15 protein-coding genes and 1 pseudogene are annotated in these 18,984 nt (G+C 65.9%); 12 read left to right on the top strand and 4 right to left on the bottom strand.

From position 1 onward, the window contains the following. Positions 1-36: 36 nt before the first annotated feature. From JNX00_RS20605 to JNX00_RS20595, 3 genes are all read right to left on the bottom strand, one after another. The gene (locus tag JNX00_RS20605; protein WP_204743546.1) at positions 37-1,584 is read right to left on the bottom strand and encodes a long-chain fatty acid--CoA ligase; all 1,548 of its coding nucleotides are present in this window, start codon (positions 1,582-1,584) and stop codon (positions 37-39) included. 80 nt (positions 1,585-1,664) lie between these two features. Further along, on the bottom strand, positions 1,665-4,004 hold the full coding sequence (locus JNX00_RS20600) for an acyl-CoA dehydrogenase (protein ID WP_204743545.1): 2,340 nt from the start codon (positions 4,002-4,004) through the stop codon (positions 1,665-1,667). A 202-nt stretch (positions 4,005-4,206) separates the two neighbouring features. Then, positions 4,207-5,469: a porin gene (locus JNX00_RS20595; RefSeq protein WP_204743544.1), complete on the bottom strand. Its 1,263-nt coding sequence runs from the start codon at positions 5,467-5,469 to the stop codon at positions 4,207-4,209. Between the two features lie 345 nt (positions 5,470-5,814). Between JNX00_RS20595 and JNX00_RS20590 the strand changes: the two genes are divergently transcribed. The 5 genes from JNX00_RS20590 to JNX00_RS20570 all read left to right on the top strand — a co-directional run bounded on the left by JNX00_RS20590 (position 5,815) and on the right by JNX00_RS20570 (position 10,145). Continuing rightward, positions 5,815-6,426 (top strand): VOC family protein, encoded by a 612-nt coding sequence (locus JNX00_RS20590; RefSeq protein WP_239478198.1) that lies wholly within the window; start codon positions 5,815-5,817, stop codon positions 6,424-6,426. A 7-nt stretch (positions 6,427-6,433) separates the two neighbouring features. Beyond that, positions 6,434-6,730 (top strand): YciI family protein, encoded by a 297-nt coding sequence (locus JNX00_RS20585; protein ID WP_204743543.1) that lies wholly within the window; start codon positions 6,434-6,436, stop codon positions 6,728-6,730. After that, the gene (locus tag JNX00_RS20580) at positions 6,727-7,491 is read left to right on the top strand and encodes an enoyl-CoA hydratase-related protein (RefSeq protein WP_204743542.1); all 765 of its coding nucleotides are present in this window, start codon (positions 6,727-6,729) and stop codon (positions 7,489-7,491) included. Before JNX00_RS20585 ends, JNX00_RS20580 begins: the two co-directional genes overlap by 4 nt. Before the next feature lie 213 nt (positions 7,492-7,704). Next, positions 7,705-8,589 carry a hypothetical protein gene (locus tag JNX00_RS20575; protein WP_204743541.1) on the top strand — a complete coding sequence of 295 codons (885 nt, stop codon included), beginning with the start codon at positions 7,705-7,707 and terminating at the stop codon, positions 8,587-8,589. A gap of 17 nt (positions 8,590-8,606) precedes the next feature. Then, positions 8,607-10,145 (top strand): AAA family ATPase, encoded by a 1,539-nt coding sequence (locus tag JNX00_RS20570; protein ID WP_204743540.1) that lies wholly within the window; start codon positions 8,607-8,609, stop codon positions 10,143-10,145. Between the two features lie 115 nt (positions 10,146-10,260). Here the strand turns inward: JNX00_RS20570 and JNX00_RS20565 are convergent, their stop codons facing one another. Continuing rightward, the gene (locus JNX00_RS20565) at positions 10,261-11,037 is read right to left on the bottom strand and encodes a helix-turn-helix domain-containing protein (RefSeq protein ID WP_204743539.1); all 777 of its coding nucleotides are present in this window, start codon (positions 11,035-11,037) and stop codon (positions 10,261-10,263) included. A 103-nt stretch (positions 11,038-11,140) separates the two neighbouring features. Here JNX00_RS20565 and JNX00_RS20560 point away from each other — a divergent pair. The 7 genes and pseudogenes from JNX00_RS20560 to JNX00_RS20530 all read left to right on the top strand — a co-directional run. After that, a pseudogene (locus JNX00_RS20560) lies at positions 11,141-11,655 on the top strand (SDR family NAD(P)-dependent oxidoreductase); the annotation flags it as partial. 104 nt (positions 11,656-11,759) lie between these two features. Next, positions 11,760-12,524 carry a crotonase/enoyl-CoA hydratase family protein gene (locus JNX00_RS20555; protein WP_204743538.1) on the top strand — a complete coding sequence of 255 codons (765 nt, stop codon included), beginning with the start codon at positions 11,760-11,762 and terminating at the stop codon, positions 12,522-12,524. Between the two features lie 1,179 nt (positions 12,525-13,703). Next, positions 13,704-14,684, top strand: a complete 981-nt coding sequence (locus JNX00_RS20550; protein ID WP_204743537.1) for a tripartite tricarboxylate transporter substrate binding protein — start codon at positions 13,704-13,706, stop codon at positions 14,682-14,684. An 8-nt stretch (positions 14,685-14,692) separates the two neighbouring features. Then, entirely contained in the window at positions 14,693-15,190 is a 498-nt protein-coding gene (locus JNX00_RS20545; RefSeq protein ID WP_204743536.1) for an AMP-binding protein, read from the top strand. Beyond that, positions 15,177-16,286: a CaiB/BaiF CoA-transferase family protein gene (locus JNX00_RS20540; RefSeq protein WP_239478197.1), complete on the top strand. Its 1,110-nt coding sequence runs from the start codon at positions 15,177-15,179 to the stop codon at positions 16,284-16,286. The genes JNX00_RS20545 and JNX00_RS20540 overlap by 14 nt, the downstream gene beginning before the upstream one ends. Before the next feature lie 118 nt (positions 16,287-16,404). After that, positions 16,405-17,361 carry an NADPH:quinone oxidoreductase family protein gene (locus tag JNX00_RS20535; protein ID WP_239478196.1) on the top strand — a complete coding sequence of 319 codons (957 nt, stop codon included), beginning with the start codon at positions 16,405-16,407 and terminating at the stop codon, positions 17,359-17,361. Positions 17,362-17,406: 45 nt separating this feature from the next. Next, entirely contained in the window at positions 17,407-18,942 is a 1,536-nt protein-coding gene (locus JNX00_RS20530; RefSeq protein WP_204743533.1) for an acyl-CoA synthetase, read from the top strand. The last annotated feature ends 42 nt before the right edge of the window (positions 18,943-18,984 follow it).

Raw genomic sequence — 18,984 nt, 5'->3', positions numbered from 1 at the left:
GTCTAACTCCTGTGGATGGATGGGCGGTGCACGGCCTCAGGCGGGCGTGCCGGACGCGAGGTGGTCCTGACGGATGACCCGCTTGAGGATCTTTCCGGAGGCGGTCGCCGGAAAGGGCGTGCGCCTGAATTCGATCTGGCGCGGGCACTTGTAGCGGGCGATGAGGCCGCGGCAGTGTTCGATGAGTTCGTCGGCCGTGACCGACATGCCCTCGCGCGGGATCACCACGGCGAGCACCGATTCGCCCCACTTGGCGTCGGGCACGCCGATGACGGCGCACTGGGCCACGGCCGGGTGTTTGGACAAGGCGTTCTCGACCTCGGCCGAGTACACGTTCTCGCCGCCCGAAATGATCATGTCCTTGATGCGGTCCACCACGTGCAGGAAGCCGTCTGCGTCGAGGTAGCCCGCATCGCCGGTGCGCACCCAGCCGTCAACCAGCGCCTTGGCGGTCTCCTCGGGCTTTTTCCAGTAGCCCAGCATGGCCACCGCACCGCTCACCGTGATCTCGCCGACCTGGCCCCGCGGCAGTGGCTCGCCGCCGGGACCGAGGATGGCGAGTTCGGCGATGCCGAAGGGCTTGCCGGCGCTCTTGAGATGGCCGCTGTCGGGGCCGGACAGGCAGTGGTGGCGCGGGGCGAGCATGCTCGCCGGGGCGAACTCCGTCTGCCCGTAGAGCTGGACGAAGCGGCAGCGGAACCTGGTCAGCGCCGTCTCCAGCAGGCTCTCCGTGATGCTGGAGCCGCCGTAGATGATGCAGCGCATGGACGACAGATTGAAGGCATCGACCTGCGGATGGTCGACCAGCATCTTCAGCATGGTCGGCACGAGCGGCAGCAGGGTGATGCCCTCGCGCTCGATGGTGGCGAGCGTGTCCAGAGGGTCGAAGGAGGGCCGCATCACGTGGCTGCCCCCCGCCACGTTGGTGGCCACCATGTTGGAGGCGTCGGCGATGTGGAACATCGGCGCGATGTGCAGCATGACGGTGCTCTCGTCGTAACCGACCTCGGCGGTGGTGGCCAGCGCCGAGGTGATCAGCGCGCGGTGCGACAGCATCACGCCTTTGGACACGCCCGTGGTGCCACCGGTGTAGAAGATGCCCGCGAGCTCGTCGCCGTCGCGGCGCGCGTCCTCGCAAGGAGCGTTGTGCGCCACCATGTCTTCGTAGGCGTGCCAAGCCGCCACCTTGGGCACGCCCTCGGTCTGGATGACGGCGCGCACGCCGGCGCAGCGGCTCGCGAGTTCGGCGGCTGCGTCTGAAAAGTGGGCGTCGACTATCAGCACCGTGGCGCCCGAATCGTCCAGGCCGTACACGTTCTCGGCGATGGACCAGCGCGTGTTGAGCGGCACCCAGACACCACCGGCCCAGGTGATGGCGTACATCGCCTCCATGTAGTAGTCGGCGTTGAGGGCCAGGATGGCCACCCGGTCGTCCGCCCGGATGCCCAGGCCACGCAAGCCGCTGGCCACACGCTTCAGGCGGCTGGCCAGCTCGGCCCAGGTGCGTGTGCGTCCGGCGCAGCGGGTGGCCACCGCATGGGGTTGAAGCGATTCGTGTCGGCGGATGCTACGGGTCAGTTGCATGTTCTTCGTTCGGCCGGAATGTCGGGGTCGGTGCTGCCGGGCGTGCGCTGGCCGCACGGCCGGTTCAAGGTGTGCTGGCTTCAGCCCGGCAGGTCCAGCACCTGGCGTGCCAGGATGTTGCGCTGGATTTCGTTGCTGCCGCCGTAGATCGATGAGGGCAGGGCGTTGAAGGTGGGCGAGAGGATCTGCAGCGAAGCGCCTTCCACCTGCTGAGCGCCGATTAGGGCGCCTTGCTCATCCGCCGATTCTGCGAGGCAGGCCGCGACGCGTTGCCAGGTTTCCGTGCAGCAGATCTTGAGCAGCGAGATGTCCGGCCCGGGTTGCTCGCCGCGCCTGAGGATGTCGGCGAAGCGGTTGTAGAGCGCGTTGAGGTCGGCCGTGTCCATGGCCAGCTGGGCGTAGCGCGCCGCAAAGGCCGCATCGTCGAACAGCCCGCGCGATCTCGCCAGTTGCGTGAGCTGGGTCATGGCATACATCACCGGCGAGGGGTTGCCAATGAACAGCCGCTCGAAACCCAGCAGGGCCTTGGCGATCATCCAGCCGCTGTTCAGGGCGCCCACCAGGTTGGCGGCCGGCACGCGCACGTCGTCGAACGTCACTTCACAGAAGGGTTCGTCGTCCGTCAGGTCCTGGATGCGCCGCAGCGAGATGCCCGGGGTTTTCATGTCCACCAGCAGGAAGCTGATGGCGGCGCTGGCCTTGGCTTTGGGCTCGGTGCGCACCAGCAGGAAGATGTGCGTGGCTTCCTGGGCATGCGAGGTCCAGATCTTTCGCCCGTTGACCACGAACTCCTCGTCCACCAGTTCGGCGCGGGTGCTCAGCGAACCGAGGTCGGAGCCGGCATTCGGCTCCGAATAGCCCTGGCACCAGACGTGCTCGCCCGTGAGGATGCGGGGCAGGTAATGTTCGCGCTGCGCCTCGGTGCCGAAGCGCATGAGCAGCGGGCCCAGCATCTCGACGCCGGGATCGATCCAGCGCGCCACGCCGTAGCGCTCCATCTCATCGTGAAAGGCCATGAGCTTGTCGGGCGACAGGCCCATGCCGCCATGCTCCTTGGGCCAGGCCGGCGCGCCCCAGCCCCGGCGCGAGACGGTCACATACCAGTCGCAGACCTCTTCCCAGTGCAGCCCACGCGGAAAGTGGCGCAGGGCCGGCGGGTAGTTCTGCTCCAGAAAGGTTCGCACCATCTGCCGGAACGCCGCTTCCGTCATGCCATCCCAGTCGCCGGTGGCGGCCGCTGCGGGCTCGTCGCAGGCCGTCTGCGCCGGGGCGGCTTCGTGCGGCTCGGCCGTGCCCAGGGCGTCGTCGAAGTAGCGCCGGCGGTGCGCCGCCACGCTGCCCAGGCTGGCGTTCAGCGCAAGCGCGCGCTTGAAGTACAGGCCGATCTCGCATTCGTCGGTGTTGCCCATGGCCCCGTGCAGCTGGATCGCCTGGCGCGTGGTTTCCAGCGCCGCGTGCGCGCAGCGCGCCTTGGCGCGGCTGGCCAGGCGGGCGCCCTGCGCGCCGACGTAGCCGTGCAGGGCCTCGTGCAGCGTGGCCGTGGCGAGCTCGATCTGGAGAAAGACATCGACGAGGCGGTGCTGCAAGGCCTGGAAGACGCCGATGGGTTTGCCGAACTGCACGCGGGTGCGCGCGTAATCCAGGGTGATCGCCAGCGCGCGCCGCGCCACACCCACGAGTTCGGCCGCCTGCACCAGGCGCGCGCCGTCGCAGGCGGTGCGCACCGCGGCCATGGCCTCGCTGCCTTCTGCCAGCAGGTCCGCGGCGTCGAGCCGAACCTCGTCGAACTGGAGTGTGGACACGAACTGCCCGTCCACGCGGCGCTCCTGCCGCAGCGACACGCCCGCCGCGTCGGCGACGACCCAGAACAGTCCGACGCTGCTGCGCATGCGCGCCAGCACGAGCCAGCCATCGGCGCCCGGACCCGGGTCGACGAACAGCTTCTGGCCCGACAGGCTCCAGCCTTCGGCGTCTTCCTTGGCGGTTGCCTCGTTGCGGCCCGGCACCAGTTGGCCGGCGCGTTCCTGCCAGGCCAGGCCGCAGACGGTGGAGCCGTCGGCCAGGCCGCTGAGCAGCTGCGTGCGCCGCGCGCTGGCGCGCAGCGGCGCCAGCGCCAGGGCCGGCATCACGCCCGCCATCACGAAGGGTTCCGGGAGCAGGTGTTCGCCCGCCGTTTGCGCCACCGCGGCGGCCTCCTTGAGCGTAAGGCCGAGACCACCATCTTCTTCGGCGATTACGATGGAAAGCCAGCCCGCCTCGGCGATCTCCTGCCACACCGGGCGTTCGAACGAGGCCGCTTCTGCGCTGCGCAGTCGGCGCACGCGGGCGCGGTGGTCCTGGCGGCCGAGGAAATCGGCGGCGCTGTCGGCGAACTCGGCGTTGATGCTCTGTTGCAGGCCTGGCGAGATGGAAGTGGTCATGGAGTCAGTGAAAAACGGTTCCGTGCCGTGGGCGGCAGCGATGGCCACACTGTAGGGAGCGAGGTCCGATCGCGCATCGTCGCAAACGATGAATCACCAGTTCCCGCAGAACGCGAAGCGCACCAGCGACGGGTGTCGCTGGTGCGTTGTCACGGAACCGGGCGCGGCGGTCGAGCGGGCCTCAGCCCGCTCGACCGCGGGCTCAGAAGGCGTGGCGGATGCCGAAGGAGGTCGCCTTCACGTCGGAGTTGAAGCCGCTCGCGGGAAGTACCGAGACCGTGGCCGACAGCGGCGAGTTCGAGTGCGCGTTGTTGCGGATGGAGCCGAAGTTGCCATAGAGCACGGTGCGCTTGGACAGGGGGTACTCATAGCCCAGCAGCAGCGCGGTGGACTCGCCGTCCGGTCCGGTGGCGTACTCGAACTTGTTGCGGCCGATGGAGGCCAGCAAGGTGCCCGAGCCCAGCGGTACGCGGGCGCCGAACCACACCGAACGCTCCTCCTGCCAGGAGTAGGCGAAGAGGTTGGCCGTCGGGCTGCCCAGCGTCGCGGCCGCGCTCAGGTTGCCCGCGTTCTTGGGCCCCTTCGCGCCGTGCACGCCGGTGAAGAGTTCGGCCCAGCCGAACTTGTAGGAGCCGCCCACGATGTACTGCGACAGCCATTCGGGTTCGGCGGTGGCGGTGATGCCGGCCGCGCCTTGCTTGTGTCGTGCATACGAAGCGCGCAACGTCAGAGGGCCGCTGGCGTAGGTGATCGCTGGGTTGATCAGGCGGCCGGTCTGGCGCGCGTTTTCGTTGCCCAGGCCGATCATGAGTTCACCGGTGAAGGCGCCCATGGTGCCGGAGAATAGGATCGAGTTGTCGACTCGCGCAGAGCCCTGGAAGAACCCGCTGCCGGGGGCTTCGCCCACGCTGGGCCAGAAGGGGTAGCCGGAGTTGGTCTGCACGCCGCCCCAGTAGAACCCGTAGGTGGGGGTGGCCAGCGCAAAGGCCGCATTCATGGGCGAGTACTGGCGGCCGGCGGTGAGGGACCACGCCTTGCCGGAACCGATGCCCACAAACGCCTGACGGCCAAAGGCCAGGCCACCTTGCTGCAACCCTCCCGTGTCCACACCGATTCCGGATTCCAACACGAACTTGGCATGCAGCCCACCTCCCAGATCTTCTTGGCCGCGGAAACCGAGGCGTGAGCCGGGACCGACGCCAGAGTCCAGCTGGGTGCCGCTGCGTTTGGCCATGGCAGCACCCGCGCCTCCTGGGAGCCGCGTGCCAGCGGATGTCGAATATGCCGTCACGGCGGCATCGAGCAATCCGTAGATGGTCACGTTGCTTTGGGCGTGGGCGCTGCTGGCCCAGCCCAGGGTGGCAATGGCGCCCGCGACCGCGGTGAAGGTCTTTTTCATGAAGTCTCCTCGTTTGTTGGTTGAGAAATGCCACGGCGAATCGCTGCGCCGGTGCTCTTCATCCACGCAGGGCTGGTGGGACAGGTGTACGAAGCCCTGGCTGCAGATCGAGCGGACCGGTCGGAGGCTGTGCCTCGGATGGGGCGCAAATCTAGAGAGGGCTGCGTGAATGCGCGTCGTCCTAAACGATTAATCGGTGGACAGGGGCATGGCGCGGGCGCGAGTACCTTGGGTGGACCCGGCACCGGTCCCCCTGCGTGGTGACTGACTGCGCGCGGCGGCCTTCCCACAATCGGCGCTGGGACCGAGGGGCACGCCGTGCCCTTGGATGCGGCGCTATTGCGGCGCGCTCAGCGCGCCCGAGCCGATGTGGTCCCGATCACCATCAACCAATGAAGAAGGAACGCGGATATGAGCGACAAGCTGGACCCCCAGGGCGCAGGTGCGCCCGGCCACAAACTGGTGCCCAAGATGCTCAACCACGCGGGTTGGATCACGAAGGACATGGCCGCCACGGCGGACTTCTACCACCGCATCCTGGGCATGGAGATCGGCAATGCGATGGTCGACGATCGTGTGCCGTCGACGGGTGAGCCGTTCCCACACCTTCATCTGTTCTTCTGCCTGGGCGACGGATCGACCGTGGCGTTTTTCGAGACGCCCACCTTGCCGCCGGCCTCCGAGCCGTCCCATCCCGCGTACGACATCTTCAATCACTTCGCCATGCAGGTGGATACGAAAGAAGAGATCCACCAATGGAAGAAATGGCTCGAACAGAATGGTGTGGCGGTGGTGGGGCCGACCGACCACAAGGGCGACATCTACAGCATCTACTTCCGCGATCCGAACGGCATTCGGCTGGAGCTCACAGCGCCTACCGATCCCAGCTGGAACCGCCGGGCCGAGAAAGGCCGGCATGCCCTCAAGCGCTGGGTTGAGACCAAGGAGGGCGCGCAGCGAAGTGGCCAGGACGTGGGTCAAGCCCTGAGCCGCCTGGCGGGCGAACTGCGCGAGCAGTACTGAGCGGTCCATGGACTTCGTGATCTACGCCTTGAACAGGCCCGGCGGCGAAGGGAAACGGCTGACCGTGCGCGATGCGCACATGGCCTGTGTCAGTGCGCACGCCACTCATTTCATCTATGCGGGTCCGCTGTTGGACGAAGGGGGCGGCGCGAAAGGCAGCGTGTTCGTGCTCCGTTTCGACGACCGCGCGGCCCTGGACGCCTATATGGCCGCGGACCCGTTCTTCGGTGAGGGCATCTTCGAGACGGTGCTGGTAAGCGCATCGCGCCAGGTGATGCCCGCGCCTCTGCCGGTGGCGGCATGAACCCCGAGCTGCCCATCCGACTGAGCCGAGAGAACGGTGTCGCGGTGCTGAGCCTGTGCCGACCGGACCTTCGCAACGCCGTGACCCCGCAATGGGTCGCCGCCTTGCAATCGCACGCCGACAGCCTGCATGATGACGCTGAGTTGAGGGCCGTGTTGCTGATGTCCGAGGGACCGATGTTTTGCATCGGTGCCGACGTCAAGCGCATGGCCGAGCACCTCGACGATCTGCCTGCATACGTGGACTCGCTGATCGCGCCGGCGCATGCCGCGCTGCTGCGCCTGCTCTCGCTTCCGGTGCCGGTCGTTGGGCTGCTGCGGGGCACCGCCGCCGGCGGCGGTGCGTCGCTGGCACTGGCCTGTGACGTGCTGGTCGCGGCTCGTTCGGCGCGCCTGGTCTTTGCATATCCCCAGCTGGGCACGACCCCCGATCTGGGGCTGAGCCACTCGCTGACCGAGCGGCTGGGCCCGCAACGGGCCTTGCAGCTGTTTCTGACGTCGGACAGCATCTCGATGGACGACGCCGAGAGCATGGGCCTGGTCTGTCGAGTCTTCGACGACGAGGCGGCTGAGGCCGAGGCAAAAGCGCTCGTGGAGCGGCTGGCCGATCTGCCATCGGCGTCCGCCAAGACCTTGTTCAAGCCCAGGGGGCCAGAGGCCTTAGCCTCTCGGCTCGATGAGGAGCGTGCGTCCTTTCTTCGCTGCGCCAGTACGCCAGCCTTCCGCCAACGCGTGAGCGAATTCGCGAGCCGCCGCCGTTAGGGAAGGTCTTACATGGACGTCTCCAGAAGAGCAAGATTCGGCGGCGTGAAGGTCTGAAGGGTTTGCAGTCTTACATTCGGCCTGTCGGTTCAGGGTGTTCGTCCTGCTGGCCCTGATGGCATTCGCGGGTGAGGCTCCTGTCTGCACATCGGGCTTGATGCCCTGCTTCCCTACCGCATCGGCAGCAAGCACGGCCCGCTAGGCAAGAACCCCGTGAACCCCAGGTTCTCGCTCATCGCGCAGACCTTCGGAGATGCCATGCGCCTGGCTCGCCGCGAAGCCTATGCCCGTCTGCGCGATGCGCGTCCTGATGCGCAACAGCCGCTGCCGCTGGAGCCCGTGCCGACGCTGGTGACCGCGGCACTGGCCAGGGTGCCGGGGGATGCAGCAGAGGTGGCCGATGCGGCTGCCTCGGCCACTGAGCGCTACGTGCGTGGCGACGTGAGTGGCGACCCGAGCGGCGATCCGCATGATGACGCTCAAGCTGATCTCGACCTGGCGTACGAACCCGACGAAGGCCCGCTCACCGAGATGCCCGAGATCGACGACAGCGATGTCGATGATTCCGCGGGGTTGTGGTCCCTGGCCATGCTCTCGGGCGCGGGCTTGAAGCCGACACCGGTGCGCATCCCCGACCACGAGCGCCGCGCCTATGAAAACCGCTCCATCCCCTGGCCTCGTCCCAGTCTGTCCTGGGCGGCCGGCATGCTCGATGGCGACGGGTGCGTGGCCATCGTCAAGCAGACGTACCCCAACCGCGCCAGCACCTACCGCCTGGTGGTGCAGGTGACGCAGAACTGTCTGCAGACCCTGAAGCACTTCCGGGTGTGCGTGGGCGTGCCAGGGACCATCCATGAGGTGAAACGCCGCATCGGCCACAACCGGCAGGTGTACGCCTTGCACTACGCCGGTCCCAAGGCGGTGCTGGTGCTGCAACGCCTGGCGGCACACCTCGTCCGCAAACGCCCCGAAGCCGAGGTGGCGCTGTCCTTCATCGAGAAGGGGCAGGTGGGCCGGCGCTTCGGTCCGCGTGGGGTGCCGCCTGCGATCGAGCAGATTCGCATCAGCCACTACAACAAGCTGCGCGCGCTGAAGTGAACGGGGAGGGACCTGACATGATGGACAACAAGAACTGGCCCCACGAGGCGCCGAGCAACGGCCGACACAGCGACACGAACACGGAGCCGCAAGGCCATCCCGATCCGCAAGCCTTGGGCCAGACGCTGGCCGGGGAGGGCGGCGAGCCCCGGGAAAGCAAGCTGGGCCAGGAGATCGAGGAGAAAGACGCCCAGGCGGATGGCCCTGTCGCTGAAACCCGGGCTGCGGATTTCGAGTTGCCCCCATCGCCGGGGCGGGCGAAGTACTTTTCCGAGCACACGTTCGTGCCATTCAAGCCTCTGGACCACCGGATCCCGGAGCTTTACTTGCCCATCGGGCTCGTTGATCGCTTGTTCCAACAGGAGCAAGACCAGCTCAGCCGCGAGTCCGAAGAACGCATGGCTCGGATGGAGGCGCACCGAAAGCAACATGAAGCCGAGCGGGAGCGTGCCGAGCAGGAAAAGAAGAAGCTCGAACAGGAGCAAGCGAAGGCGAAGGCCTCGGCCTCGGACAAAGCCGGTGGGCCGAAGGGCAATCCGGAAGCATTCCGCCTGGCCTTGGAGAAGACGCCGAAGAAGCGCCGACTGCAGGTCTACTCCCTCGACGCTGTGGAAAAGCTGCGCAGTACGGCCAATACGGCGGACACAGACGTCGTCAAAAGAAGCGACGCCATTGGCCGCTTGCTGATCGAGCGTGGACCGTACCGCCGGGTCGGTATCCCGCGCTCGGTCCAGACCGTCCTCGATCTCAAGCAGGACCACCCGCACTTCACCGAGGTGATCGAGTTCGTCGCCAACCACGTGGCGCTGCAGCGCGTGAGTTCAAAGCCGGTGCGGCTGCCGCCTATGCTGTTCTTCGGCCCGCCGGGGGTGGGCAAGACGCACTTCACCGAGGCGCTCGCCATGGCCATGGGCGTGCCGGTGCGCCGCCACCCCATGGACCAGGCCGAAACCTCCTCCGCCTTCCTGGGGTCCGAGAAGACCTGGGGAAACTCGCACTACGGCCTGGTGTTCGAGCTGCTGGGCCTGGGCGACTGCGCCAACCCGGTGGTCATCCTCGACGAACTGGACAAGGCGCAGACGATGGGGTCTTCCTCCGGGCGGGCGATGTCTCCGACGACGGTGCTGCACTCGCTGCTGGAGCCGGTCTCGGCGGCCCATGTGCGGGACAACAGTCTGGAGCTGGAGCTCGATGCGAGCCTCATCTCCTGGATCGCGACGGCCAACTACCCGCAGCTCATCGCGCCGACGCTGCGCAGCCGACTCAAGGAGTTCCTGATCATGTCGCCGTGTGCGGAGCAGGCGATTCAGGTGGCCAGGAGCGTGGTCAGGAATGCGATCGAACAATCGGGCGTGAACATGGCGGAGCCGGACAAGCGCTTCATCCTGGCGCTCACGCCGTTGAGCCCGCGGGAGATCTATCAGGTGGTGATGGCGGCGGCGGCGAAGGCAGTGGCCTCCAAGCAGTGCGCACTTGGGCTCGAGCATCTTCCAGAAGATCTGGCGGAGGTTGATGCCGAAGACGGAGTAACCGAGCGTCGGGCCCAGCTCCACTGACAAGGCGGGAAGTGCCCTCGGGCAGATGCGGGCGCCAGAGCCACGGTGTACGAACAGGTTCTGCTCCGGGGCTGGTAGGAGGCGCGAAGCGCCGAGGCGATTGAAGGCATATCGGTCACCCCGGAACGTCTCCACGCAGTTGAGATGCCAGGCTTTCGCAGGTCGCTCTCAATTCCCTCACATATCGCTCCTGGTTCTCTGCCATGCGTGCCTTGCGTGTGCCCACAATCAGCGCCATGGCCGGTTGGTCCGGGATTGGCGGCAGGGCCATCGCCAATGTCGCCCTGTCCGGCAAGGGATAGTCAACGGTCAACGCCCAACCACGCTCTCGAATGGCTGCGATCTCCGTCATCAATTCGCCCGTGGGCACTTTGTCCTCCGGTTGGGCCTCGGCGTTGGCCCTGCGGGCGATCTTCAGAATCTCCGAGTTCGGCAATGCCGACAGTAGGATCTTGCCGACGGCCGACCGGCAGACCGGCCGCAAGACACCGACGGGATACTGGAGGGTCGTCGACCGTGGGCCACGAAGGGAAAGGATGAACCGGACATGGATGCCCTGCCTCAGGCCAACCATTACGGTCTCACGCGTCCGCTCTCGCAATGCGTTCATCGCAGAGATGAGGCTGCCCGAGCCGAACAGTTCGTCCTGCAGCCAGGAGCCCAGAAGCATCACTCGCAGGGTGGGGATATAGGTGCGTTCCGAGGCCTCGTAGCGCAAGTAACCCAGCGTCTCCAGCGTCCCCAGCAGCATCGAAGTGCTCGACTGGGGGTAGTCGAGCGCCGTGGCCACCTGCATGACGGTCGCCCTGCGCTTGTCGTGCGCGAAGAACTCCAGCAGCTGCAAGACGCGCTGCGCAGATTTCACGAGTGGAGGCGCATCCATCATGTACATGATACCGGATGGCCTCATCTCATGGCTTCATCTCATGGCATCTTCGCAAGTTTCCCGCGCGGTGCGATTGGTTGCCGCCTCACTACAACCACCGGAGATAGACATGGAGAGTGCTGGAAAGTTTTTCATCGTGACGGGCGGCGCATCGGGCCTTGGCGAGGACGCTGCACGGGCGCTGGCGGCAAAGGATGCGAAGGTGGTGATTGGGGACATGCAGACCGACAAAGGCGACGCCGTTGCGCACGAGATTGGCGGCGCCTTCGTGCGCTGCGACGTAAGCAGCGAAGCCGATGGTCAATCCTCCGTGGCGCAGGCCACTGCGCTGGGGAAGCTTGTCGGCCTGGTGGACTGCACGGGCATCGCGCCGGCCGAGAAGACGGTGGGCAAGAACGGCCCGCACGCGCTGGCAGTATTCAGCAAGACGGTGATGGTCAACCTGATCGGCACCTTCAGCATGATCCGCCTGGCGGCTGACGCGATGGCCAAGAACGAGCCTGAATCCATGGGCAAGCGCGGCGTGCTGATCTCCACCGCCAGCGTGGGGCTTACGACGGCCAGATCGGGCAGGCCGCTTCCAGCGCCTCCAAGGGCGGTGTTGTCGGCATGACGATGCCGATCCGCCCACGACCTGGCGCGCAGCCATCTGCCTTTGTAAGTGCGCGGCTTTGAAACAGCCGAAATTTGGGCCGCTCAACGGCCGCGTTGTTGAGGAGAAATATCGAATGGCTTCCACGGTAATGGTCGAGATCCAGGGCAATATCCAGATCATGACGCTGAGTCATCCCGAGGCGCGCAACGCAGCGACGCGGGAAATGGCGGAGGCTATGGTTGCTGCGCTGGATGCGTTGGACGATGACCCGGTGGCGCAGGTCGGCGTCCTGACGGGTGCGGGCGGGACCTTCTGCTCCGGAATGGACCTGAAGGGCTTTCTTCAAGGCAAGCGCCCCTTTGTCCCTGGCCGTGGCTTCTGCGGCCTGACGCAGAAGCCGCCGCGTAAGCCTCTGATCGCCGCTGTCGAGGGATACGCCGTGGCAGGAGGCTTCGAGCTTGCGCTGGCATGCGACATGATCGTCGCGGCCCGCACGGCCCGGTTCGGCCTTCCGGAGGTCAAGAGGGGACTGGTGGCGATCGGCGGTGGCCTGCTGCGCTTGCCCAAGCGCTTGCCCTACCACATCGCCATGGAGTGCATCCTGACCGGCGCGGAACTGAGTGCCGAGCGCGCCCACGCCCTTGGGCTCGTCAATCGCCTGGCCGAGCCGGGCCAGGCCCTCGGTACGGCGCTGGAGATGGCCGAGGCGGTGGCCGCCAACGGCCCGTTGGCCCTGGCGGCCAGCAAACGCATCGTCCAAGAGTCAGCGGACTGGCCCCAGGTCGACATGTTCGAGCGGCAGTCAACGATCACGGGCCCTGTCTTCTCGTCCCAAGATGCGCGCGAAGGTGCCACGGCGTTTGCCGAAAAGCGGGCACCGGTCTGGAAGGCGAACTGAAGCTGTGGGCCGGGCTTCGCGCCAACTGGTGTAGCGAAGGTCTCGGCGGGACCGTATGCCCGACGCCTCGGCCAGCGGCAGGCTGCGGGCAGCTGTGAGGTTGGTCGGGCCAACCTGGGCATCCGCGCCGTTAGCGGTCCTTCAGGCCGCCTCGACATCGAGACGTCTTCGTCAGGGCGAGCGTACTTCGCGGCGCCGGCGCCGGAGGCGCGCCCGGAACTGTTGGAAAGCTTTCGGCGTGGTGCGCCGAAGCGTTGGCCTGCGGTTCGCGAAATGCTTTCGTGTGCCGTGGACGATGTCGAGCGCTGCGGCTACGGAAGCTCCTTCTAGGAATGGCATCGCTACATCAACGCGATTGGATTCACGATGCGCGGGCCGCACGGCGAGCTCTATACGGTGAACTGTGGTGGACCGGCCTGCAACTTGCTGGCCAAGACGCTGATCTCGGAGGCCGGGCCTGCGGCGCTCGCCACGCAGCGAGCCGTTGCCCAGGTGTGTGGATCGGCAAGCTTCAACCGGAGCCCAGGACGGTAGCCGGTACTGATTGGCTATGCGGACGGCCAGACAGGGCTCGTAGGGACGTCGCAGCGCCGTTCTGATTGCCAATGCATGCCTACACCGCACAAAGCTGGCGCGAGGCTGAGACGCCATTGCTACTGAGCCGGCGCTCTCCAACTGCTGCTGCGTGCAGCCCGCTCCTGGACGCTCAGCATCACGCGTTGAGCCCCTCGCCGGCACACTGTTCTGCTGGGATCGCTCTGCCCGCCGACGGATAGCAGCGCGGCGGTCAGTCCTGGCAGCCCCTCAAGCGCAGCAGCAGATGCATGAGTGAGACTGTGCGTGAACTATCGGCCCGTCCCGCGTACGCGACGAACTCGCTCCTGTGTGCGAGCAAGTGACCGCGCCAGCAGCGCCTGGTGCACGGGGGCCGGCGAACACGTGCGCAGCCTTGAAGCGTCTTTGGCATGGCGCGGCAAGCCCCTGGCTGCGCGACACCGCGTCGCGTAAGTCGGCGGAGGGATCTTCTTTCGTCCGGTTGGCCCTCACCGAAGCTGCGCTGCGGTGCAGTCAGGCACTCATGGTTACCACCTATACCTCCATCACATACATGATATTGATTTCTTGGTCCACCCATAGACTTCAAGCTTATATCCAGCCAGTTCGTAGAAGGAGACATCTGTGGCTATCTACAAGAACCAACGATCCCAGCTCATTGTTCTGCTCGGAGCCGCCGCCTTTAGCCTCTCCTCGTTTGCGCAGACGGGCTTTCCCAGCAAGCCGGTCACGCTGATCGTGCCTTACGGCGCAGGAGGGTCCGCCGATGTCATGGCCCGTTCACTCGGCGACAAGCTTTCTAAGGCATGGAACGTGCCTGTCGTGGTCGAGAACCGCTCGGGGGCCAACGGCATCGTCGCGACGCAGGCGCTGATGAAGGCGCCTGCAGACGGTCACACGATCCTGATGCACCTGACGGGCGTGATTCAGAACGCAAGCCTGTACAAGAAGCTGCCGTACGACCCGTTCGCCGACATCGTTCCGGTTACGCAAATCGGTACGCAGCCGATGGGGCTGGCAGTGGGCTCGAAGAGCCCCTACAAAAACGTGCAGTCGCTGGTCCAGGCCTTGAGCAGCGATCCTTCAAGGGGCTCATACGGATCGTTCGGCACCGGTTCAACCGGGCACATCTTCGGCGAGTTGCTGCGCAGTGCCGCACGCTCTGAGATGCCGCACGTACCCTACCGCGGCGAGGCACCCATGATTCCGGAGATCATGACCGGCCGCGTGGATGTCGGCTTCGTTTCGACGGCCACGGCGGCGGAGCGGGGTAATGACGGCACGCTGCGCATCCTCGCGGTCACAGGGTCGAAGCGGCAGCCCACGCTTCCGAGTGTGCCCACCATGGATGAGGCCGGACTGAAGGGTTTCGACATCGTCGGCTGGTACGGTCTGTTCGTGCCGAAGGGGACGCCGGCGAAAACCGTCGAACGCATCGCGGAAGACACGAAAGCGGCCTTGGCTCGGCCCGAGATGGTCTATCGGTTCAAGCAGTTGGCCATCGAGCCGACGGGCACCACGCCGAAGCAGTTCGAAACCATCATGCGCGAGGACTTCCGCCGCTGGGACGCGCTGATCAAGCGCTTCAACATCACCAACGAATAGGTCGCGGCATGGACGACTTGAGCAACCGGGCCGCGGCGTCCCCTCAGGACATTGCCGCCCACGACGCGCAATCGGGGCAGTGCATCACCTATCTGCACCTTCACGAGCGCTCGGCGCGGCTTGGGGCAGCGCTGGTGAAGGACGGCCTGCGCCCGGGCGACAGCGTTGCTCTGTTGATCGACCACAGCCTGCTCGACCACGAGATTCGATGGGCTGCACGGCGCGTCGGGCTCGCCTGCGTCACTGTTTCCGCGGCCGAGACGTCCAGGATGCAGGAGCTTCTGGAGCACTGCGAAGCAAAGGTTCTCTTCGCCGCCTCGAAGTACCGCCGGCAGATCGAGGCCCTGCCCGACGGCCTCACGCGCGAGATCGATGTCATCTACGTTGACGGCACCGCTGCACGTGAGATCGTCGACGGCTATGAATGGACCGTCTCATACGGAGAGATGGACGAATGCTTTGCTGTCATCGCCAAGGCGGGGAGGACATCCAGTGAAGCCGCGTGAAGGTAGCCGCCTAGAGGGGCCGCTCGCGGGCTTGAAAGTCGTCGAGGTTGCGGGCCTGGGACCTCTGACGTTCACGTGCATGTTGCTCGCGGACATGGGGGCGGATGTCGTTCGAATCATCCGGCCCGGCCACGATGACATGGAGAAGGGGGCCACGCTGCGCGGTCGGCGCACCCTCGCGCTCGACTTGCGCGCGACAGAGGGCCGGGAAGTGGCTATCGCGTTGGTGCGCTCGGCCGATGTTCTGCTCGAAGGATTCCGGCCTGGAGTCATGGAGCGGCTGCAACTCGGACCCGAACAGGTGATGCCGACCAACCCTCGGCTGGTTTACGGCCGAATGACTGGATGGGGCCAGACCGGCCCCAGGTCGGCTCAGGCCGGCCATGACATCAACTACATCGCCGTGGCCGGTGCCTTGCATGCCATCGGGGACTGCGAGCCGGTTGTTCCGCTCAACGTCGTCGGGGACTACGGCGCGGGCGCCCTGTATCTCGCGATGGGCACGCTGGCCGCTGTCCTGCATGCGCGCGAAAGCGGTACAGGGCAAGTCGTTGACTGTGCGATCTGCGATGGAACCGTCTCGCTGCTGTCCCTGATGCATGGATTGCACCATGTGGGCCGATGGAAAGACCAGCGACGGAGCAACACGATCGACGGGGCGGCACCCTTCTATCGCACCTATCGCTGCAAGGACGGCAAGGCGATATCCGTCGGCGCGATAGAGCCGCAGTTCTACAAGTTGCTGCTGGAGCGGCTGCAACTGCATGAGACCTCGCTGTTTGCTCGGCAGCACGATCGGTCGCTGTGGGGTCAGCAGATCTCAGCACTGGAGCCGCTCTTCCTGACGCGCAAGCGGGACGAGTGGGTGGCGATTTTTGCCGACTGCGACGCCTGCGTGGCCCCGGTCAACTCGCTCGAAGAAAGTCTGAAGGACGAGCACCTTCTGGCGCGTCAGGCCTTCACCGAGCTTGCGGGCGAGCTGCAACCGAGCCCGGCGCCGCGCTTCTCCGTTTCTCCATCGCGAGTCCGTCTCTCGGCGTCCGTTGCGAACGTCGAAGAGATTCTGGAGGGCTGGCAGCCCGCGGAGAAGGCATAGGCCAGGCCCGCTGGGCGGGCCTGATCAGGCGTATCAACATCAAAGTCGAATGACGAGCAGAAGTGAGCATTTCATGAGAGTCTGGGTAAGTCGGGAACCTGGTGGGCCAGAAACACTGGTGCTGGAGCAATGGCCGGTTCCTGCGCCTGCGGCTGGAGAGCTGCTGATCCGCGTCCAAGCGGTCGGCGTGAATTTTCCGGACGCTCTGCTGATCAGGGATCTGTACCAGGTCAAGCCGCCGCGCCCCCTGGTGCCCGGAAGCGAGTTCTGCGGCGTCGTCGAAGGCGTGGGCGAGGACGCGACCGATTTCGCCAGCGGTGACATCGTCATCGGCCGGTGCGGCTGGGGCGCGATGGCGGAGCGCATGGTGCTATCGCAGGACCGCTGCGTAAAGGTCCCGCCCGGGCTGCCCAGGGCGGAAGCCGCCGCCTTCCAGTTCGCCTATGCGACGGCCTACCACGCGCTGTACGACGCCGGAAAGCTGCGTGCTGGCGAGACCCTGCTTGTCCTGGGTGCTGCCGGTGGCGTCGGCGCTGCGGCGGTGGAAATTGGGCGGGCCATGGGCGCCAATGTCGTCGTCGCCGCATCGACCCCCGAGAAGGTCGATTTCGCGAAATCCCGGGGGGCCACCGCTGGGCTGGTCTACGACCGGGATCTGCAGGCCGGTGATGGCCAGAAGGCATTCGCGGGCGAGCTTAAGAAGCTGCTTCCCGCCGGCGCCGACGTGGTCTTCGATCCGGTCGGGGGCCCCTACACCGAGCCTGTGGTGCGCAACCTGGCACGGGAAGGGCGCCACCTTGTCGTGGGGTTCACGGCGGGCATCCCGCGCGTGCCGCTCAACCTGACCCTGCTCAAGCGCAGCCACATCATCGGGGTCGATTGGCGCATGTTCATCCAGGAGGACCCTGGCGGGAACAAGCGCAACGTGGAGGCCCTGCTCAAGATGTGGCAGGACGGGCTGCTCCAGCCTCAGGTGACGGAGCGCTATCCGCTCTCTGCTGCCCCCGACGCCATTGCGCGCCTGGAATCGCGTGCCGCACTCGGAAAGATTGTCGTCACCCTTGATGAGGTGTGAGTCCCGACAACATCCGCTCATTGCACCAACCCGCCATTGCCTCAAATGACCACCCTCGCACACTTCTCCAAGAAGAACCCCGAAAAGCCCGCAGTCATCATCGCGGAAACCGGCCAGCAGCTCACCTACCGCGACCTGGACGAGCGCTCTGCGCGCTTGTCGCATTTCTTGGCCGGCCGCCTCGAACAAGGCGAGGTGGTTGCCGTTCTTCTTGGCAATCGCCTCGAGTATTTCGAGGTCTGCTTCGGCGCGCGGCGCGCGGGGCTGTATTTCGTGCCCGTGAGCACGCACCTGACCACCGGCGAGCTGGAGTACATCCTGCGCGACTCCGGGGCCAAGGTGCTGTTCACCGAAGCGCGCTTTGGCGCCGTGGTCGAGGCCCTGCCGCAGGATCTGCGCGATGCGCTGAAGGTGCTGCAGGTCGACGCCCAGGCTGTGGGTGAGGCGCCGTCCTACCGCTCCATCGTCTCGGACGGGCCGCGACCCGTCTTGCCCAACCGTGCGGTCGGGCTTGATTTCGCGTATTCGTCGGGTACCACGGGGCGACCCAAGGGGATCAAGCACGCCTTGTCCGGCGATCCTGGATTGGAGCAGGCGCTCGGCAGCGGCGGCTGGATTTCGTTCTTCAAGCTGGACGAGGACAGCATCTATCTTTCTCCAGCGCCGCTCTACCACGCGGCCCCGCTGCGCTTCTCGATCCGTACCCTGACCCAGGGCGGCACGGTGGTCAGCCTCCTCAAGTTCGACGCTGAGCAGGTGCTGTCCATCATCGAGAAGTACCGCATCACGCATTCCCAGTGGGTGCCGACCATGTTCATCCGCATGCTCAACCTGGAAGAGAAGGTGCGCAATGCCTACGACCTGTCGAGCCATCGGTATGCGCTGCACGCGGCGGCTCCGTGCCCGGTGGATGTCAAGCGCCGCATGATCGATTGGTGGGGTCCCATCGTCTGGGAGTACTACAACGGCTCGGAGCGAGTGGGTGCCACCGTGATCTCGCCGGAGGACTGGCTCACCCATCCCGGCTCGGTCGGACCGGCCGTGCATGGAACACTCCACATCCTCAACGAGAACTGGGAAGAGTGCGCGACTGGCGTGGACGGCCTGGTGTGCTTCGAAGGCGGCCCCAAGTTCCAGTACCACAACGATCCGGCAAAGACCGCGGATGCTCACACGCCTCAAGGCTGGGCGACGCTCGGGGACATCGGCCATCTCGACGAGGACGGCTACCTGTACCTCACGGATCGCCGCGCGAACATGATCATTTCCGGCGGCGTCAACATCTATCCGCAGGAAGCTGAGAACGTGTTGTCGGGGCATCCCCTGGTTCACGACGTGGCGGTCATCGGCGTTCCCAACGCGGACTTCGGCGAGGAGGTCAAGGCGGTGGTGGAACTCAAGGACCCGCAGGCGCGCACGGAAGAAACCGCTGCGCTGCTGATCGAGTACTGCCGCGAGCGCCTGTCCCACATCAAGTGTCCCCGCACGGTGGACTTCGCCACCGGTTTGCCGCGCACCGACACGGGCAAGCTGCTCAAGCGGCTGATCCGGGATCAGTACCGCGCCGCATCCAAGGCTTGACGACTCGTCGCCGAATCCCATCAACCCGAACATCGAGCTTCA

The organism is Hydrogenophaga sp. YM1, from assembly GCF_016903055.1.
Lineage (GTDB): Bacteria > Pseudomonadota > Gammaproteobacteria > Burkholderiales > Burkholderiaceae_C > Hydrogenophaga > Hydrogenophaga borbori.
This window is presented reverse-complemented; position numbering and strand designations above follow the sequence as displayed.